The sequence below is a fragment of the Peribacillus sp. GL_122 genome (genome assembly GCF_057835005.1).
Window position 1 is genome coordinate 435,249 of record NZ_CM174415.1, and the last position, 18,760, is coordinate 454,008.

The following is an 18,760-nucleotide window of genomic DNA, read 5'->3' on the forward strand; positions in this document are numbered from 1 at the left end:
TGAAAAAAATGGACTTTGAAACGGTGATTGGTCTAGAAGTACACGTAGAATTAAAAACGGATTCTAAAATTTTCTCGGCGAGCCCAAATCATTTTGGTGCCGCTCCAAATAGTAACACGACTGTAATCGACCTAGGCTACCCAGGTGTATTGCCTGTCGTCAATAAAAAGGCTGTTGATTTTGCAATGAAGGCTGCAATTGCCCTGAATTGCGAAGTGGCGGAAATTACGAAATTCGACCGGAAAAATTATTTTTACCCGGACAATCCTAAAGCATACCAAATTTCACAGTTCGATCAGCCGATCGGTGAGCATGGTTGGATTGAGATCGAAGTGGGCGGCAAGAAAAAGAAAATTGGCATTACCCGCATTCATATGGAAGAGGATGCTGGAAAGCTGACACATAAAGGGAACTATTCACTTTGTGATTATAACCGCCAAGGTACGCCACTTGTTGAAATCGTATCTGAACCGGATATCACTTCCCCAGAAGAAGCTTATGCTTATCTGGAAAAGTTGAAATCGATCATTCAATACACAGGCGTTTCCGATTGTAAAATGGAAGAAGGCTCACTTCGCTGTGATGCTAACATTTCCTTGAAACCTGTTGGGCAAAAGGAATTCGGTACGAAAACCGAATTGAAAAACTTGAACTCATTCAACTTCGTTCGCAAAGGATTGGAGCATGAAGAAATCCGACAAGCGGAAGTCTTGAATGAAGGCGGCATAATCGAACAGGAAACTCGCCGGTTCGACGAAGCTACAGGCAGAACGGTACTAATGCGAATTAAGGAAGGCTCCGATGATTACCGTTACTTCCCGGAACCTGACTTATTGACAATCCATATCGATGAAGAATGGAAAGCACGTATCGCTGCCGAGATTCCGGAACTTCCGGATGCCCGGAAAAAACGTTATGTCGAAGAATTCGGCTTACCTGAATATGATGCAGCCGTTTTAACGGTAACGAAAGAAAGTGCTGATTTCTTTGAAGCGACAGTCGCTTCAGGCGCGGATGCGAAACTAGCATCTAACTGGATCATGGGTGAGGTTTCAGCTTTCTTGAATGCAGAAGGTAAAGAGCTGCATGAAGTCAAATTGACTGCTGAATCGTTGGCTGGAATGATCAAGCTGATTGAAGATGGCACGATCTCTTCTAAAATCGCTAAAAAAGTTTTCAAAGAATTGATTGAAAACGGCGGAAATGCGGAAACGATCGTCAAGGAGAAGGGACTAGTCCAAATTTCCGATGAAGGCGCATTGCGTACAGCCGTTGAAGACGCATTGAATAATAACCCGCAATCAATTGAAGATTTTAAGGCCGGTAAACAAAAAGCAATCGGCTTCCTTGTCGGGCAGATCATGAAAGCGACAAAAGGACAAGCCAATCCACAGCTTGTTAATAAAATTTTGGTGGAAGAAATCAATAAACGTTAATATTGACCGTATCACTTTTAAAGTGGTACGGTTTTCTCTTGATTAAGAAAAGGCTTCACTGTGAAAAGCTTGAAAATAATTTTTGATTTTTTTTGAGTTATCTGTAGGGGTAACTCCTTTTTGTGTCGTCTATTACATGAATGTTTAACAGGAAAGGAGGAAGAGAAGTGACGGATGAGTTAGTTGAGAAGGTTAGGGCTGGGAATGATCATGCATTCCGAATGTTGATTGAAACTTATAAACAGACGGTTTATAGAACCGTCTTTTCCGTCTTGCGGAATCAAAAGGATGCAGAAGATGTTACCCAGGAAGTCTTTATCAAAATCTACACTTCTCTTCCTCAATATAAAAACCAAGGTTTCAAAACTTGGATTACCCGAATTGCGGTCAATCATGCAATCGATTTAAAGAGAAAAAGGGAACGCCAAAAGGAAGAATTGCAGGACGAACATTCATCGGAAGCTAATTTGGGCTTAACTGATGATGTCGAGGCAGTATTTTTTCGGAATGAAAGGCGAAAGCAAGTATTACGGAAGCTGAATGACCTTCCAGAGGGATATCGGGATGTTGTATATGGCTATTACATAAAGGAAAAGACTTTCAAGCAAATTGCAGAGGAACAGCAGATTCAAGTGAAATCTGTGGAGGTAAAGCTATATCGGGCGAGAAATTGGATGAGAAAACATTGGAAAGAGGAGGATTTTTCATGAATCATGTTCCTGAAGCAGAATGGGTTGCATATTTGGCAGATAAAATACCAGAGGCTCTAAAAATTGAATATGAAAATCATCTATACTCCTGTGACAAGTGTTTGTCCGCCTATATGGAAGCGATGGAAAAAGAAGAAATCAGTCAGGACATTGAAGGATTTGATATTGATATTGCAGGTCCTGTCATGGACTCGATTGGCCGATTGAAAGGCGGCTCTGTTGAAGAGGAAAAGCAACCCCGAAATGAGAAATCACTTCGGACGATAACAAGACATTACCTGATTGCGGCCGGATTTACGATCTTATTGATGGCAGGCGGAGTATTTCAATCATTGACAGAATACGTGGATTCTGTGGAATCAAGCAGTGAAAAGGAAGCACAGTCCTTAACCGATGGACTTATTGATAAAACATTTAATTGGATGGAAACTATCGAAAAGAAAAATAAGGAGGGGTTTAGAAATGAATAAAAGTCCGGTATTAGCTTTTTTATTATCTTTTCTGCCAGGTTTCGGACATTTTTACCTAGGAAGGAAATATAAAGGGTTATTTTATTTTCTTGCCACGGCTGGATTGGGGCTTGGTGGTCTTTTTCTTTCGTTGATCAGTCAATCGGATGCGTTTCTGGCTTTTTCCATTATTGGAATGGTGTTTTATTTCATCAGTATATTTGATTTGGTGGTCACCTCATTGAGGAATCCTAAAAGTGAAGAGGATGTAGAGGGAATGACAGATCAGCCGGAAGCGGAAAGATTTTATGTAATCATCCTTTCATTCGTTCCTGGATTAGGGCATTTTCAGCTGGGCCTCATGAACCGTGGTCTTATTTTTCTCATCGGCTTTTTAGGCCTTGGCATCATGGTGATATTCATCAGTTTGATGACACAAATGGAAGGTCTGTTAATTTTCATGGCACTATTGCCTGTTATCTGGATTTACAGCTTTTTTGATTCAGTTCAACAGCTGAATAAAAAGCAAAGAGGTGAGGAGCTTATCGATCGAACCGTTTTGGAAGATTTCGAGGAGAGACGGGAATCCGGGAAGAAGAGTAAATCGGTCGCGACTTTATTCGCTATTTTCCCTGGTGCAGGTCACTTATATTTGGGGCTGCAAAAACGTGGGATACAGCTGATGGCCGGCTTTTTATTCGCCATTTATATTCTGGATTTACTCCGGTTAGGTTTCTTCTTTTTCCTTATTCCGATTATCTGGTTTTATAGTTTTTTTGATGGATTGCAAAAAGCTTCGAAAATGGAAGAGGGTCCAGTAGAGGATACGCCCATCATTTCGGGAATGGTCAATCATCAAAAATGGGTAGGGTTGGGGTTGGTGGGCCTTGGAATCTATTTCTTGGCCAGTAATATAATCGTCCCGGCGATTGCTCCTCATTTAGATGAATGGATTGGAAGCAACTTGGAATACTGGTTTAGAGATTATTTTCAAAAAGGTCTTGTATGCATCCTTCTTATAGGCGGGGGAATCAAACTGCTGTCGGGAAGTAAAAAAGGGAGAGCCAAGGAGGAGACAAAATGAGAACATGGAGAGTCGGAACGATTTCAATGGGGATCTCCCTGGTTGGTTTGGGTTTGGTTTTACTGGTTTCTCAAATTGCGGATATGAATTTGACGACGATTCTGCTATCATGGTGGCCGTTGCTGTTCATAATCTTGGGTGCAGAGATTCTCTTCTATATTTATTTTTCGAGAAAAGAAAGTTCTTTTGTAAAGTATGATATTCTTAGCATTCTTTTCGTGGGATTGCTTGGAACGACGGGAATAGTTTTAATTCTGCTAACATCAAGCGGATTGATGGATCAAGTAAGGGCTGCCGTGAATAGTGAAGAGAAAACGGTCAATTTGCCTGGTTTCAATCAAAAGGCAGGGAAAGGCATACAGAGAGTTGTCCTGGACTCTGGTACATACCCATTGACTATTGAAAGTAGTAATGACGGAGAAGTTTCCGTTTTTGGTACATATGGTGAGAGGGTAATGAAAGATGCTGATTCGTTGTTGAAGAACGCTGAAGATTATTTACTCGTTGAGAGAAAAGGTGATACGCTTTATATTAGCTTCAAGGATTTGCCGATTCAAAATGGACTTTTGGACAGTGGTACAAAGAATATTAAGGCAACTCTTATAATCCCTGCTGAGTTGGCAGTGGAGATAGACGGACAAAGTACCGATCTTGTCTTGAAGCCTAGAAAACTCTTGAATGACTGGAGTGTGAAGGATAGCGGAAATCTAAGTGTATTCCTTCAGGATAATAGTGATATCAAGATAGATGCTAGAGGAGTCGAGGAACTTGAAGGTCCTGAGAATAGCTGGAAGATGACTGAAGTGAAAGAAGAAACAAGTGAAGAAGGCATTGTAAAAAAGAATGGGATATTCAATATTGGTAAAGGGAAACATACTTTAACGGTTACCGATACATTTAACGTGAATGTTCAATATCCATGATTGAAATCATTTACTAGAATAAAATTGTAAAAAGCATTATAATTTCCCTGATACGATTTCTAGTAAAATGCATATAAAGGTATGGACCGAATTACGGTCCTCTTTTTTTCGAATATTGCTTTTCATGTAATGAAGGATTAAGATGTAAATTATGGAATCAATATGTATAAGGATGATGGGAAATGAAAAGAGCAAGGTTGATTTACAACCCGACTTCGGGCCGGGAAGCCATTAAGAAGAGCCTGCCAGGTGTGCTAGCAAAACTTGAAGAAGCTGGTTATGAAGCTTCTGCACATGCGACGACCGGTGCCGGGGATGCGACGAAAGCCGCTAAGATAGCGATTGAACGCGGCTATGATATAGTTATTGCAGCAGGGGGCGACGGTACGATTTATGAGGTTGTTAATGGACTGGCCACTGCAGAGAAACGTCCGAAACTAGGAATCATTCCGACGGGAACGACCAATGACTTCGCCCGGGCGCTGCATTTACCGAAGTCGATCGAAGGGGCAGCCGAAATTATTGCCGGTGGGCATACGATGCCGGTCGATATTGGGAAAATGAATGATAAGTATTTCATCAATATTGCTGGCGGGGGCAGATTGACCGAATTGACCTACGACGTGCCGATCAAGCTGAAAACCATGCTTGGTCAGCTAGCATATTATATTAAAGGAATTGAAATGCTTCCTTCAATAAAGCCGACGGAAGTTTCTATTGAATATGATGGAAAGCTTTTTGAAGGAGAGATTATGCTTTTCTTGGTGGCTAACACGAATTCTGTCGGCGGCTTCGAGAAACTGGCTCCTGACGCCTCTTTGAATGATGGGATGTTCACGTTGCTTATTTTGAAAAAGGCAAACCTCGCTGATATTGTCCGTGTCGCGACATTGGCAATGCGCGGTGAACATATCCATGATAAAAACGTCATTTATGAAAAAGCCAATCGAATTAAAGTACATGCCAAAAATGACATGATGCTTAACTTGGATGGGGAATTTGGCGGGATGGCCCCAGCTGAATTCGTAAATCAGTACCGCCATTTTGATGTATTCATCCCGCAAGGAATACTGCCGGACGATCCGGCAAATAAATAGGTTGAAAAGGCCACTGAATCTGGTGGCCTTTTCAGTTTAATGAAGCAAGGAGAATTGCAAACATGTATATCAGGAAAGCGACACCGGAGGATGCTGAAAAGGCAGCCGTATTGACCCGGTTAGCGATTAAGGAAATTGCAGAGGTATTGACAGGCGAAACGGAAGAAGAAAGAATACTTTCCGTTCTTGCCGATTTGTTCAGGAAAAGTGGGAATCGAATCAGCTATGAAAATACGCTTGTCAGTGAACATGATGGACAAGTATCTGGATTGATCATTGCTTACCATGGTAAGGATGCCGAAAGTTTGGATGAACCGATAGTGAAACAATTAAGAATGAAAATGAAAGACCCAAGCGTTACGCTCGATAAGGAAGCGGAAATGAGAGATTTTTATTTGGATACTGTGTCCGTTGACCCGAATTTTCAAGGAAAAGGAATTGGTAGTGCCCTGATTCAATATGTAGAGGGTTACGCTAAACATAAGGGATATCCAAGAATTTCTTTAGTCGTTGAAAATGAAAATGAAGCGGCGAATCGTCTCTATAGCAGATTAGGATATATGGAAATGAAAACCATTTCGATTAGCGGCCATGAATTTCGCTATATGGTGAAGGAAATAGAAGAACCTCCTGTTTAACAGGAGGTCCTTTTTAGTCATTTGGAATTTGGCACTGTATGCGATTACATTTGCTGCCCGTTCATGGCTGCCCAATCAGAATAAACTCCGGTGCCATTACAGCCGGGACAGTCATGTATATCGGAAAAATGATATTCCGTAGGTACGAAGGAGCTGTATCCACGTCCGTAACAATCCGGACAGAGGCCTTTTTCCTCCATACTTGCTCGGTGTTTTTCTAACCTTGTAGCATTCCAGGCCGATATAGAGTTAAATAAACCCATTTCCTCACCTCATCTGTTTTTCCTTATTTTTCATTTTTTATTGAACTTTTATTCATGGAACTTGAAAAATCCGTAAATTCCTTCCACTATATTTTTATGAAAAACAGGGTAAATTGGTGAGTGGTTTTGTGGCGAGGCCTCTATTGTGGTAAAATACAGGCTAGCATAAAAAAGAAAAGAGAAGATGATATGAAAAAAACAGCACCAGTTGCTAAAAATGATATTATAGAGGTTTTATTTGAAGATTTAACGCATGAAGGAGCTGGCGTCGCTAAAGTCGATGGCTACCCGATCTTTGTTCAGAGCGCCCTTCCAGGTGAAAAAGCAAAAATTAAAGTGATGAAGGCTAATAAGGGTTATGGCTTCGGACGATTGATGGAGATTATCGAAAACAGTCCATACCGGGTTGAGGTCACGACTGAAGATTACCATAAATACGGTGGTTGTCAGCTGCAGCATATGAGCTATGAAGGACAGTTGGAATACAAGGAAAAGCAAGTGCGTGAAGTGATGACACGCATCGGGAAACTTGAGGATGTGAAGGTTCATCCGATCATCGGGATGGAGAATCCGACCCATTATCGTAATAAAGCGCAAGTGCCTGTTGGTGAAAAGGATGGCAAGCTAATAGCAGGGTTCTTCAAACCGCGGACACATGAAATTGTTGAAACAAAAGAAAGTATTATCCAAAATGAAGTGATCAATGAATCCGTTCAAGTTGTTAAAGAGATTTTCAGTAAACTTGGTATCCCTGCTTACAATGAAGAGGCGCATAAAGGTGTATTGCGGCACATCATGGCCCGTTATGGCAAGCAAACAGGTGAATTAATGATCGTTCTCGTTACGAGAACGAAAAGTATCCCTTTCATCGAAACAATCGTGAAGGAAATCGTTGAACGTCTTCCACAAGTGAAATCCATCGTTCAAAACGTGAATTCCAAGAAAACGAATGTTATCTTAGGCGATAAAATGACTGTACTATGGGGCGACGAAGTGATCCATGATATGATCGGTGATGTGAAATTTGCGATATCAGCTAAATCCTTCTACCAAATCAATCCAGACCAAACGAAAGTCCTTTATGATAAAGCTCTTGACTATGCAGGGCTGACTGGTGAAGAAACGGTGATTGATGCCTATTGCGGCATTGGAACCATCTCTTTATTTTTAGCTAAAAAAGCGAAAAAAGTAATCGGTGTCGAAGTGGTCGAAGAAGCGATAGAAGACGCACGCCGCAACGCTGAATTGAATGATATCTCAAATGCAGAATTCATGGTTGGCGATGCAGGTAACGTTATTGCTGAATGGTATCAAAAGGGCAACACTGCGGATGTCATCGTTATGGATCCTCCACGCAAAGGTTGTGAAGAGTCCCTTCTGAATACGATCATCGAGATGAAGCCAAACAAAGTCGTATACGTATCATGCAACCCAGGCACTCTAGCGCGTGATCTTCATATCTTGGAAGAAGGCGGATATAAAGCAGTTGATATCCAGCCTGTCGATATGTTCCCAATGACGACACATGTTGAAAATGTAGTGTTATTAGAATTGAAATGATGGAATGGGGCCCGGTCTAAATGACCGGGCCCTACAGTTTTTTATGGCATGTACAATTTGGACGTTGATTTCCGCTCCAGGCACTCGCTTTCCGCGGGCGGTCAGCCCTCGGCATGCGCCTGCGGGGTCTCCCCAGACGCGCTTATCCCGTAGGAGTCTCGCACACCCGCTCCAATCAACTTTGTTATTTAAATTTAGATAGAAACCATAACCTACGTTTTCCGAACCCATTTTGTCCACAGTTTTTTTATGGCTTGTATAATTTGGACGTTGATTTCCGCTCCAGGCACTCGCTTTCCGCGGGCGGTCAGGGAGCCTCCTCGGCATGAGCCTGCGGGGTCTCCCCCAGACGCGCTTATCCCGCAGGAGTCTCGTGCCTTCCACTCCAATCAACTTTGTTATTTAAATTTAGATAGAAACCATAACCTACGTTTTCCGAACCCATTTTGTCTACAGTTTTTTTATGGCTTGTACAATTTGGACGTTGATTTCCGTTCCAGGCACTCGCTTTCCGCGGGCGGTCAGCCCTCGGCATGCGCCTGCGGGGGTCTCCCCCAGACGCGCTTTTCTAAGCTTAGAGATAGAAACCATACCTGAGAAGTTGAAGGTGTTGCTTTGGGGCAGGTGGTTCGGAGCATCATGTGATGAAAGATATGTGTTCCGAACCCCTTTTACCTACAAACTGTGGGTCTCGGTCATTGACCGGACCCTTTTTCACGTAGTTAAATTGAAGTGAAAGGAGGGGAATTTTTTTTTGGATGGATATTCTTGACGCTCTGACTTGGACATATAGTAAGGATATATAAAATGTAAGGCAGGTGATTTTATTAATTTTCAAAAAGCGGTTGCTGTAATTGTTGGTAGCTTTTTGGTGGGTATTGGAATCAATGGCTTTTTAGTTCCGCACCATTTAATAGATGGCGGCGTTATTGGGATTGCACTCATCCTTCATTATTTCTTTGGTTTTCAAACAGGGTTATCCATGTTGATCCTCAGTATTCCCATATTTTTATATGCCTGGTACTATGAACGGTCTTTTTTCTATAGCAGTGTTCACGGATTGCTTCTGACATCCCTTTTTATGGATTGGCTTAATCCATTGAAAAAGGTCTTTTCCATGTCGATACTAACAAGTTCTTTGATTGGCGGTGCCATCATAGGGATGGGTATAGGTCTCATGCTTCGATATGAGACAAGCAGCGGGGGAACGGATATGTTAGCCAAAATTATCTCGAAGTCTACTTCCATGGATATTGCATTGGCGATTATCGTCATAGATACACTAATCATTTCAGCTGCAGCATTCACCTTAGGTATCGAAATTTTTCTTTTTTCATGTGTGACGATCGTCATCATTGGACTGATCACTTCGCTTATGAAAGTCAGGAAATGAATATATTATCAGTTCCTTAAGATATAGGCCACTTCATCTATTGCCCTTTGCAGCTTTTCGCTATTTTTGCTAAACATCTCTTTAGCTTCCTTTGATTCAGTTCCAAGTGCAAACAACTCTAAGTCCGCTTGGCATTTTTTCAAGGTCGCGAGCATAAGCGGTTTTTCTTGAGGAGAAGGAACTTTAAGTTTATCATCAAAAAGGTCCACGGTTAATTCCCCGTTGGAATTGGCTTGACCAAGAAACACATTATCAAGGATTACACCCAACTTATCCAGTTCAGTATGAAGCCAATTTCGGTTCAGTCCAATCGTGGAAAGCGGTTCATCAAGTATGTTGCCGTCCATAATGATGGTTTGTGGCTCCTTCACTGCAGCCACTGACAGGTTAAGGTCCTTAGGTGTTATAGGTTGATTTTGCTTCTTTAACATTACGGAAAAATCCCCGTTGGCTTCCAATAAGGCAAACTCAACTTCAGAAATATCGAAGACATCCTTTTTCCGGAGCAATGCCAATAATTCATCGATGGTATATTTCTCTTTTTTTAAATTATCTTCCATGACTTTTCCATCTTTGATGAAAACCGATGCTTTTCCTTCCACAAGATCACGGAAAGTTTTACTTTTTAGGGATATTGATCCTGCAACGAAGGGTGCTATGGCAAAAACAAGAATGGACAGTACACCATGTATAACATTGCCCTCAACTTTCGTAGCTAATTCTGCCCCAACATTACCAATGGTTATGCCCGTTACATATTCAAAAAAGGAGAGCTGTGACAATTGCTTTTTTCCTAACACTTTTGTAATCACAAAAAGAACAATTAAAAAGAATAAAGAACGCAAAACAATTTCTATCCAATCCGGCATTACCAAACACCTCCTGCTTGATCATGGTATTTAAAAACCTTTATATTGTGGTTCTTCCCGTTCTAACTCTCCCACGCGCTTCTGTACATCCTTCATAACTTCATTCACCACCAGCATCGTTTCATGCAAGATGCGTTTAGATTCATCATCTTGAGTCCGGAGTGCTAAGCTGGACAAACCTGCTTCAACTCCTTTAAGGCTAGAGACACATTGTTTTACATTAGAAGCTATTGTCATACAGCATCCTCCTTATCCTTTGGCTCTAAATATAATGGCTTGTAACACTCCGAGGCTGTTTTTACCGGCACAGGTTACTTCAATCGTGCCAGTGACAACAACCGATCAATCCATGCTTTTCCGCATCCGCTAACCCTCCTGAAAACAATATCCTCAGCTGCGAAAGTTCATCCGGATGAGCAGGCACTTCAAACCTTATATGACCCGATTACACAAGTGAATCATGGTTGTCATTCATTCATATTCAATCGAAACGGCATGGGCAATGCATGGGATCGTCTCACTTTGTTGAAAGGATAGGGGAGATAATAAGGCGCCGGTAGCCACGACGAGCAATCGTTTTATTTCTCCCTTTTTCATGCGATTCAATAAATGACCATAAACGACGGTTGCGGAACATCCAGGGCCACTTGCCCCGGACAAGACCGGTTGACCATCCCTGTATATCATTAAACCGCAATCTTTATATTGCTCTTCTTTAATCGGCGTACCATGTTTTTCAAATAATGCCAGAGAAACTTCATGTCCAATCTTCCCTAAATCCCCGGTCACTATTAAATCATAATAGGATGGGTCTAGGTTCCGTTCTCTTAAATGGGCTTCAATCGTATCTACAGCAGCTGGGGCCATGGCACCGCCCATATTGAAAGGATCAGTCAATCCCATGTCGATGACACGGCCTATCGTAGCTGAAGTGACCCTAGGGCCTTCCCCGGCACTACTTAATAAAGCCACCCCTGCCCCTGTAACGGTCCATTGGGCTGTTGGAGGTTTTTGCCCTCCGTATTCAGTTGGGTAGCGAAATTGCTTTTCTACTGCGGCGTTATGACTTGATGCTCCTGTCAATAAGTACTCTGCCCCTTTGGTATTGACAAGGTATGCACCAAGAGCCAGTCCCTCCATGGAGGTGGAGCAAGCACCAAATAAGCCGAGATAAGGTGTTCCCAGTGTACGACAGGCAAAACTCGTAGGGGTTATTTGATTGATAAGGTCGCCTCCAAGGAAAAATTGAATCTGTTCCTTCTGAAGACCCGCCTTTTCGATTGCTTTTGTACTCGCTTCTTCCAATAAGACTTTATGTGCCTTTTCATAGGTATCTTGATTTATCCATAAATCGGAATGGAGAAGATCGAAATCATCCGCAAGCAAACCTTCTGCTTCAAATGGACCGCCAACGGTTCCTGTGGAGACGATGACAGGCTTTTGATCAAACACCCATGTGCGATGCCCCGTAAGCATTATTAACCACCCCATTGTAGAGTATTGTCAGTGCTAAGATAAAACCTTGGAATAAACATAGATCCTTGAGTCAATTCCTTTTGAAATCCTTTTATTAAGGTCTTACGAAAATTTGTAAGCGTATGAATTAATAGCTTCAGCGACTTCATCCTGTTTCATTAGCTTTAGGCTTGATTGCCTGCATTTCGGTCAATTGGATTGCTTGTATGTAACCCTATGGTATATTCAAGCCCCGTCCTTTATTAAAGAAAAAAGAATGGAAGGCTTCATTCTCCTTATGGATTAAAGATATAAAAAAGGCTGGTTGCTTTAACCAACCTTTTTATATGAATGATTATTGTTTATATTGAGGTTCCTCGTTTTGAATCTCTTCAATGCGAGGCGTGATGCTGTCCACGATTGTTTGTGTTTGTTGGGCAGCTTGTTGGTATAGCTGTTTGGCTTGCTCATTATCTGTGGAAAGAGCGAAGGTTTCAAAGCTCGCTTGAGCGCTTTTTAGCCCTGCTATAGTTGTTTTGACATCGTTTATTACTGTCATGTATGAACCTCCTTAGTTTGTAACTGCCTTATTAGAGTAAGGAAAAAATGATTATCTATACCTTCCAAATTTCTCTAGGATTGAATTAATCAAACGTTTGATTAATGGAAAGGGAACAGGCAGAAGTGTAGTTAATATCATTCTCCACCTATTTGATACGCAAATTGTTTTATTGTTTAATTATTGACTGAATTCAGAATTCTTAATATAATTACAGGAAACATAACGTGATTACGTGAGGTGATATGACATTTATATTCGGGACGATTTGTATAGTAGAGTTGTTTTTGAAATTTCAACTGAAGAAGTGTTAAAAGGCCTGCTATTTTATAAAAGCAAACAGGAGTCGGAAATTGAATCGATAAAAGGTAAAATACATAAATATGAGCAAAAACGAAGAGCTGAGGAAGCTTGGTATCAATCCCTATCACCATTTAAACGTTTTTTTACAGGGCGTGCCCCAAGTCATCACCAGGCCGTTGAGCATTTGGTGAATGTTAAGGATAGATATAAAAAAATTGAGATGATAAAACAGAAGGTTGCTTTTTTAAATCAGGTGATTGGTTTACTCGAAGCTGAAACGGAAAAACGGGAAATGAATTTACCATCGGACATCATTAAAGAAATAAAGGACTGGCAGAAAGCGGAGGGAACACCAAGATGACTCTAGAAACGTTAAACGCTGGATTGGATACGGTTTGGGTGGTGCTGACAGCAGCCATGATTCTATTAATGGAGGGCGGGTTTGCTTTATTGGAGGCGGGGTTCGTCCGTACGAAGAATAATGTGAATATCATCATGAAGGTTTTTGCTGATATTACGATCGGAACGCTTTGCTATTTCGTCGTTGGTTTTGGCTTAATGTATGGAACCGATGTATTTGGAACCATTGGATCAAGTGGCTTTCTGCTGAAAGGCGATTTGTCGCACATCGACCTTACGATTTCCATGGATGCATTTTGGTTATTTCAAGGGGCATTCGTCATCGCCGTTATTTCGATAGTTTCGGGAGCGGTTGCGGAAAGGATCAATTTTCGGGCTTATCTTATTTTTGTCGTAATGATGACGGCATTCATCTATCCGATTGCCGGTCACTGGGTATGGGGGGCTGGCTGGTTAAGCGGGTTGGGCATGCAGGACTTCGCAGGGTCTGCAGTCATTCATGCACTAGGCGGTTTTTCTGCACTTGCGGCTGCCATTGTAATCGGTCCGAGAGCAGGTAAATTCACTTCACGGGGGACTAGCTCCATTTCGCTGCCGAGTAATCTCCCACTGGCATCTGTCGGGGCATTCCTTTTATGGTTTGGCTGGTTTGGGTTCAATGCAGGAAGTACCTTGCAGGCTACAGATGTACGCATTGGCCATATTGCCATTGTCACGATGCTCTCAGCAGCATCAGGGGGAGCGGTGACCTTGCTTTATACACTATTTAGATATGGACGCTCGGATGCACCTTCCGTCATCAATGGCTCACTTGCAGGTCTTGTCGGGATTACAGCTGGATGTGCATTCGTTAGTGATCTGGCAGCATTACTGATTGGAGCGGTTTCTGGAATGTTGATGTTAGCTGCGACCAATTGGTTGGAAGCCCGAAAAATCGATGATCCGGTTGGTGCCTTTCCCGTTCATGCGGCATCAGGAATGTGGGGTACGATAGCGGTCGGGCTTTTTTCCACTGAAAACGGATTGTTTGCAGGTGGGGGATGGCATTTGCTCGGAGTTCAAACGTTAGGATTAGTGGTGTTATGCATTTGGGGCTTTTCAGTAACATGGCTCGTTTTTAAAGTTATAAATGTTTGGCTGCCTATAAGATCCACTGAAGAAGAAGAAGAACTTGGGTTGGATATTAGTTATCATGGCATTATGGCCACACATACCTCACCAGAGTTCATTAAGGTAGAGGACTACTATAAGCAAGAGGAAGAATTGACAAGGTAATGTCCATAATACGATGGTAGAATCAAATAAGAGGTGAATTTTAAATGGGTGCATGCAATCTTAATCATTCGCAACAAGATGTCAGGCTGAAATTTGAGAGTCAAAAGGCATTTTTACCAACCGAATTGAGTCAAACATTAGATCGATATCTTGAAAAAGGGAATTCGCAAGAAACATTGAATGAACTTTTTCATCTATTGAAGAAGTATGACTTGTCTACCCAGGAGGAACAGGAATCTAGAAACGAAAAGTTGAAACGGATAATGCTGTAAAAGAGAAAGAACGAGAGTGCAAGTATACTCCCGTTCGTTTTTTGTTTTTTCATTATGGAATCTTCTGTTAAATGATTTAAAGGATTCCGCGGGAATGGCTGACTCCTATTTTCTTTTTAACCAACGCATCAATAATTATAACTACTTAATTGATTAATCATTTTAATTTAAAGATTTAATCAATCGTTTGATTAAACCTCATGTACTGGCTGACTAACAGAGCCTTCGATAAAAGCATGGAGAAAGTAAAAAAGCGGGAGCCCATAAGGAGCTCCTGCTATTTCTTTAAAAACCATCATCTGTTGCGGTGAAGGGGATGTTAAGGTTTCGTTCAACGGCACGAAGTCTTTGATTTAGTCGATTCAGCCTATTCGTTTGACGTTGATCATTTTGACTCAGTCTGGTTATTTCCTGGTTTACACGGTTCACTTCTCGATTTATCCTTGTAATTTCTTGGTTCAGCCGAGTGAGTTCCCTTGATTGACGCTCGTTTTGACGCTCAAGTTCCCGGACTCTTCTTTCAAGTTGTTGAGGCTGCCTTTCAACATCGAATTGGTCGGGCACCTGGCTATATGGATTTTCTTGTACCTGCTGAAGGTTCCAATCTTGCTGTGGCATGTAATCAAATCGTTCGGGCTGTTGGAAATATGGGTTATAATTAGGCTCAAAGTACTGGTGATTTCCATTTTGTTGTGGAATAGGGTAAAATCCGTATGAATTCATGGTCAACTCTCCTTTTTTAAAATCAGGATGGATACGTTATAACTTATGTAAGTTCCGATGAAGTGACTAGGCGTTAGCCCATACGAATGGGGAGAAGAGTTAATTTACAGAAAAAATTTCAATAAATTTGCAGAAACCATCCGGTTCCTATATCGTTTAGGATAGGAGAAATTCTTTTAATCCATCTTGAAACCAATCCATGGGATAATCCGTATATATAGAAAAGAGTGTAAGTCAGGAGTGTAATGATTATGAATCGATTTCTTGCTGATTTTGTTCCGATATTGATTGCATTTCCAATGGTTTTGCCGGTTTGGATGATTAGCTATTTTGCATTGAATCAACCGTTTGCCCTATCCGTTGTCATTTCTTTAGCAGGAGGGGCGCTTTCATACTGGCTAAGTTCCGTATATTTTTCATCAAGATACCTCAAAAAACATGAATTGACGAGAAAAGAATATCAATATATAAAGAAAAATTTAATTGAAGCAAAATCCAAGATATGGCGGGTTCAAAAAGCATTAATCTCGGTCAGGCATATCTCTTCTTTTAAACAGAGGAAGGATATGATTAAAATGATCAGAAAAATATATAGTCTGACAAAGAAAGAACCGAAGCGATTTTACCAGGCGGAACAATTTTATTACTCGCATCTGGATTCCGCTATGGAGCTTGCGGAGAAATATGTTTTTTTAGCACAGCAGCCAAAAAAGAATAGGGAACTCGAACTTTCCTTAACAGAGACTCGCAAAACTTTAAAGGAACTCACTAATACGATAGAAAAGGATTTATATAAAGTGATTGCCGATGATATCGATCACCTTAACTTCGAATTGGATGTTGCTAAGCAATCCATTAAAACTAGAAAAGAGTCACAAGTAATTGATGAAAGCAGGAGGTTAAAATGAATAACAATGATCCAAACCTGTTGAATAAAACGAATAATGCCAGTTTGATCGATGATCTTTTAGCCAATCCATTTGATGGGGTGCAGGAGCTGGAGAAAGTATCTTCCCAGGAAGCGAAACCGGTTAAGCTGATTGATGTCATTCCTGAAGAGAACAGGGCAAAGGCATATCAGCTTGCCGAACAAATCGACCCAACGAATCATCAGGCGATGATATCCTATGGTACACCCGCCCAATCAAAGCTTCTGACCTTTTCTAATTCCATGCTTGAGCATGTCCAGAAAAAAGATGTGGGTGAAGTGGGCAGCATTATCAATGATTTAATGAAAAAGTTAAACGAGCTGAGCCCGGATGAGCTAAAACCGGATAAGCCCTCTTTCTTTGCGCGTATGTTCGGGAAGCTCTCGGGATCTGTACAGGAAGTGCTATCCAAATATCAAAAAACTGGTGCCCAAATTGATCGAATCAGTGTGAAACTCGATCGGAGCAAGAATATCCTGCTATCGGATATCGTAATCCTTGAAAAGCTATATGAAACGAATAAGGATTACTTCCAGGCATTGAATGTCTATATTGCAGCCGGGGAAATTAAACTCGAAGAAATCCATGGGAAAACGATTCCGGAGCTAAGGAAGTCCGCTGAATCAAGCAATGATCAAATGAAGTTTCAAGAAGTCAATGATATGCTGCAATTTGCTGAACGGTTGGATAAAAGGCTTCATGATTTGAAATTGAGTCGCGAAATCACGATTCAAAGCGCACCGCAAATCAGGCTGATCCAAAACACGAATCAGGCGCTAGTCGAGAAAATACAATCTTCGATCATGACAGCCATCCCCCTTTGGAAAAATCAGGTTGCGATTGCATTGACCTTAATCAGGCAAAGGCATGCTGTAGAAGCACAAAAGCAGGTTTCCAAGACTACAAATGACTTGTTATTGAAGAACTCTGAGATGCTGAAAACGAATACCATTGAAACGGCAAAAGAAAATGAGCGCGGACTTGTCGATATCGAAACATTAAAGAATACCCAAGCCAACTTGATTTCCACACTTGAGGAAACCATGAGGATTCAAGAAGAAGGAAGGCATAAACGCCGACAAGCCGAACAGGAATTGGCTTCAATGGAAAATGAACTGAAGCAGAAACTATTAGAGATAAAAGGATAAGGGGAGATAACATGGAAACTATCGAGGCTATAAAAACGAGAAGAAGCATTGGAATCGTTAAGCAAGATCCGGTACCTAAGGAAATGATCGAGCAAATCATTGAAGCTGGAACGTATGCACCTAATCACCATCGAACGGAGCCTTGGCGCTTTTTTGTATTGACAGGAGAAGGAAGAAATAAACTTGGAGAGGTGTTCGAAGAAATCACAAGAATTGAAAATGCTGATGATACCCCTGAAAGTTTAATCAGCAAGCTCGAAAGGCAAAAAAAGAATCCATTAAGGGCTCCAGTCATCATCGCAGTGGGCATAGAGCCTAGTGATAAGAATAATGTCCTCGTGGCAGAAGAATATGCGGCGGTGAACAGTGCCATTCAAAACATGCTTCTTGCAGCACATTCCCTAGGTCTGGGAGCAGTATGGAGAACGGGAAAAATAACTTATCATGAAAAGGTCCGTGAATTTTTCAATTTATCCTCAAAAGGAGAAGTATTGGCTTTCATATACTTGGGTTATCCTGATATGGAGCCAAAACCTGCTAAGAAAACACCGATTGATGAATTGACCACTTGGATCGGATGAAGGGTTGAGGGGCAGCTGCATCAGTGTAAACACACTGATGCAGCTTTTTTTTGCCTTCAATAAGGCTTCCTTAAATCTAATAAAAGGGATTTGGATTCGTCAGGCTTCGTTTCAAGTGACGATTGATGAATTAGGTTGTACAATACAGAGGAAGAATAAATTTTGATGAATTAGGATGTGTCTATAGATGAGAACGATTGATCCATTTGAGATACTTGATGGAAAAGCGATAAAATATTTGGATGTTTTTGGCGTGGAGGATGGAATTGCTTTAAAGAGTAAGTACGAAGACAAAACGTATTGGATATATGATTACTATTGCATGCATCAGACATGTGATTGCCAGGAAGTATACCTTGAATTCGTTGAGGAGCGCAAGACCAATAAACAGGCAAGACAGCATTTTGGAGTGAGGGTTTCTTTCAAGGATAATCAATTTACCCTAGAGGATTATAATATTTCCAAGCAAAAGGCAATGGATATTGCGGAGGACACGTTAAAATACAGTAAAGACGTAATGGAGTTATTTAAACAGCGATATCAGCATATGAAGGAAAAAGGCACGCAAATCATCATGGAAAGTGCAAAGGCAGCTAAAATGCCTCATGTTCATACGGAGCCGGTCATCGGCAGGAATGATCCTTGTCCATGCGGAAGCGGAAAAAAATACAAAAAGTGCTGCGGCGCAGCTTGATCATTCATGGGAGTTGACTCGATTAGGAGTCACTTCTTT

At 41.4% G+C, this 18,760-nt stretch carries 21 protein-coding genes and 1 pseudogene; 16 read left to right on the top strand and 6 right to left on the bottom strand.

From position 1 onward, the window contains the following. Positions 1-8: 8 nt before the first annotated feature. From gatB to AC3ISB_RS02145, 7 genes are all read left to right on the top strand, one after another. Positions 9-1,436 carry an Asp-tRNA(Asn)/Glu-tRNA(Gln) amidotransferase subunit GatB gene (gene gatB, locus AC3ISB_RS02115; protein ID WP_098370372.1) on the top strand — a complete coding sequence of 476 codons (1,428 nt, stop codon included), beginning with the start codon at positions 9-11 and terminating at the stop codon, positions 1,434-1,436. A gap of 167 nt (positions 1,437-1,603) precedes the next feature. Next, positions 1,604-2,146: a sigma-70 family RNA polymerase sigma factor gene (locus tag AC3ISB_RS02120; RefSeq protein ID WP_260397999.1), complete on the top strand. Its 543-nt coding sequence runs from the start codon at positions 1,604-1,606 to the stop codon at positions 2,144-2,146. After that, positions 2,143-2,616: a hypothetical protein gene (locus AC3ISB_RS02125; protein ID WP_141992749.1), complete on the top strand. Its 474-nt coding sequence runs from the start codon at positions 2,143-2,145 to the stop codon at positions 2,614-2,616. The genes AC3ISB_RS02120 and AC3ISB_RS02125 overlap by 4 nt, the downstream gene beginning before the upstream one ends. Then, positions 2,609-3,679: a hypothetical protein gene (locus tag AC3ISB_RS02130; RefSeq protein WP_141992748.1), complete on the top strand. Its 1,071-nt coding sequence runs from the start codon at positions 2,609-2,611 to the stop codon at positions 3,677-3,679. Before AC3ISB_RS02125 ends, AC3ISB_RS02130 begins: the two co-directional genes overlap by 8 nt. Next, positions 3,676-4,602 carry a hypothetical protein gene (locus AC3ISB_RS02135; protein WP_489275421.1) on the top strand — a complete coding sequence of 309 codons (927 nt, stop codon included), beginning with the start codon at positions 3,676-3,678 and terminating at the stop codon, positions 4,600-4,602. The genes AC3ISB_RS02130 and AC3ISB_RS02135 overlap by 4 nt, the downstream gene beginning before the upstream one ends. Positions 4,603-4,784: 182 nt before the next feature. Next, entirely contained in the window at positions 4,785-5,699 is a 915-nt protein-coding gene (locus AC3ISB_RS02140; protein ID WP_098370377.1) for a diacylglycerol kinase, read from the top strand. A gap of 62 nt (positions 5,700-5,761) precedes the next feature. Continuing rightward, complete coding sequence (locus AC3ISB_RS02145; RefSeq protein ID WP_430097440.1) at positions 5,762-6,337, top strand: GNAT family N-acetyltransferase; 576 nt, start codon at positions 5,762-5,764, stop codon at positions 6,335-6,337. A 44-nt stretch (positions 6,338-6,381) separates the two neighbouring features. Here AC3ISB_RS02145 and AC3ISB_RS02150 read toward each other — a convergent pair whose 3' ends face one another. After that, positions 6,382-6,600 (bottom strand): hypothetical protein, encoded by a 219-nt coding sequence (locus tag AC3ISB_RS02150; RefSeq protein ID WP_076372766.1) that lies wholly within the window; start codon positions 6,598-6,600, stop codon positions 6,382-6,384. Between the two features lie 189 nt (positions 6,601-6,789). Between AC3ISB_RS02150 and rlmD the strand changes: the two genes are divergently transcribed. Both rlmD and AC3ISB_RS02160 read left to right on the top strand, forming a co-directional pair. After that, the gene (gene rlmD / locus AC3ISB_RS02155) at positions 6,790-8,160 is read left to right on the top strand and encodes a 23S rRNA (uracil(1939)-C(5))-methyltransferase RlmD (RefSeq protein WP_480339777.1); all 1,371 of its coding nucleotides are present in this window, start codon (positions 6,790-6,792) and stop codon (positions 8,158-8,160) included. A gap of 871 nt (positions 8,161-9,031) precedes the next feature. After that, positions 9,032-9,553 (top strand): YitT family protein, encoded by a 522-nt coding sequence (locus AC3ISB_RS02160; protein ID WP_397270879.1) that lies wholly within the window; start codon positions 9,032-9,034, stop codon positions 9,551-9,553. Between the two features lie 8 nt (positions 9,554-9,561). On the opposite strand, the gene AC3ISB_RS02165 is transcribed toward AC3ISB_RS02160, so the two are convergent. The 4 genes from AC3ISB_RS02165 to AC3ISB_RS02180 all read right to left on the bottom strand — a co-directional run bounded on the left by AC3ISB_RS02165 (position 9,562) and on the right by AC3ISB_RS02180 (position 12,436). After that, the gene (locus tag AC3ISB_RS02165) at positions 9,562-10,422 is read right to left on the bottom strand and encodes a DUF421 domain-containing protein (protein ID WP_489275423.1); all 861 of its coding nucleotides are present in this window, start codon (positions 10,420-10,422) and stop codon (positions 9,562-9,564) included. Between the two features lie 30 nt (positions 10,423-10,452). After that, a complete protein-coding gene (locus AC3ISB_RS02170; protein WP_076372773.1) occupies positions 10,453-10,659 on the bottom strand; it encodes a DUF1657 domain-containing protein in 207 nt (68 codons plus the stop codon). A gap of 234 nt (positions 10,660-10,893) precedes the next feature. Further along, positions 10,894-11,898 carry a stage V sporulation protein AD gene (spoVAD, locus tag AC3ISB_RS02175; protein ID WP_098370382.1) on the bottom strand — a complete coding sequence of 335 codons (1,005 nt, stop codon included), beginning with the start codon at positions 11,896-11,898 and terminating at the stop codon, positions 10,894-10,896. Positions 11,899-12,232: 334 nt separating this feature from the next. Beyond that, the gene (locus AC3ISB_RS02180) at positions 12,233-12,436 is read right to left on the bottom strand and encodes a DUF1657 domain-containing protein (protein ID WP_057278507.1); all 204 of its coding nucleotides are present in this window, start codon (positions 12,434-12,436) and stop codon (positions 12,233-12,235) included. Positions 12,437-12,704: 268 nt separating this feature from the next. Between AC3ISB_RS02180 and AC3ISB_RS02185 the strand changes: the two genes are divergently transcribed. From AC3ISB_RS02185 to AC3ISB_RS02195, 3 genes are read left to right on the top strand one after another with little or no spacing between them, the layout of a single operon-like run. Beyond that, positions 12,705-13,100, top strand: coding sequence for a hypothetical protein (locus tag AC3ISB_RS02185; protein ID WP_489275426.1), 396 nt, complete (start codon positions 12,705-12,707; stop codon positions 13,098-13,100). After that, entirely contained in the window at positions 13,097-14,374 is a 1,278-nt protein-coding gene (locus AC3ISB_RS02190) for an ammonium transporter (RefSeq protein ID WP_489275427.1), read from the top strand. The genes AC3ISB_RS02185 and AC3ISB_RS02190 overlap by 4 nt, the downstream gene beginning before the upstream one ends. Positions 14,375-14,418: 44 nt before the next feature. Continuing rightward, positions 14,419-14,646 carry a group-specific protein gene (locus AC3ISB_RS02195; RefSeq protein WP_076372781.1) on the top strand — a complete coding sequence of 76 codons (228 nt, stop codon included), beginning with the start codon at positions 14,419-14,421 and terminating at the stop codon, positions 14,644-14,646. Positions 14,647-14,931: 285 nt separating this feature from the next. Here the strand turns inward: AC3ISB_RS02195 and AC3ISB_RS02200 are convergent, their stop codons facing one another. Then, positions 14,932-15,369 (bottom strand): coiled-coil domain-containing protein, encoded by a 438-nt coding sequence (locus tag AC3ISB_RS02200; protein WP_098370385.1) that lies wholly within the window; start codon positions 15,367-15,369, stop codon positions 14,932-14,934. 251 nt (positions 15,370-15,620) lie between these two features. Between AC3ISB_RS02200 and AC3ISB_RS02205 the strand changes: the two genes are divergently transcribed. The 4 genes and pseudogenes from AC3ISB_RS02205 to AC3ISB_RS02220 form a co-directional block, all read left to right on the top strand. Then, positions 15,621-16,277: a 5-bromo-4-chloroindolyl phosphate hydrolysis family protein gene (locus tag AC3ISB_RS02205; RefSeq protein WP_144529672.1), complete on the top strand. Its 657-nt coding sequence runs from the start codon at positions 15,621-15,623 to the stop codon at positions 16,275-16,277. After that, a complete protein-coding gene (locus tag AC3ISB_RS02210; RefSeq protein ID WP_098370387.1) occupies positions 16,274-17,446 on the top strand; it encodes a toxic anion resistance protein in 1,173 nt (390 codons plus the stop codon). Before AC3ISB_RS02205 ends, AC3ISB_RS02210 begins: the two co-directional genes overlap by 4 nt. Before the next feature lie 11 nt (positions 17,447-17,457). Continuing rightward, on the top strand, positions 17,458-18,027 hold the full coding sequence (locus AC3ISB_RS02215; protein WP_098370388.1) for a nitroreductase family protein: 570 nt from the start codon (positions 17,458-17,460) through the stop codon (positions 18,025-18,027). 616 nt (positions 18,028-18,643) lie between these two features. Then, positions 18,644-18,721: pseudogene (locus AC3ISB_RS02220) on the top strand (SEC-C metal-binding domain-containing protein); the annotation flags it as partial. Between the last annotated feature and the right edge of the window lie 39 nt (positions 18,722-18,760).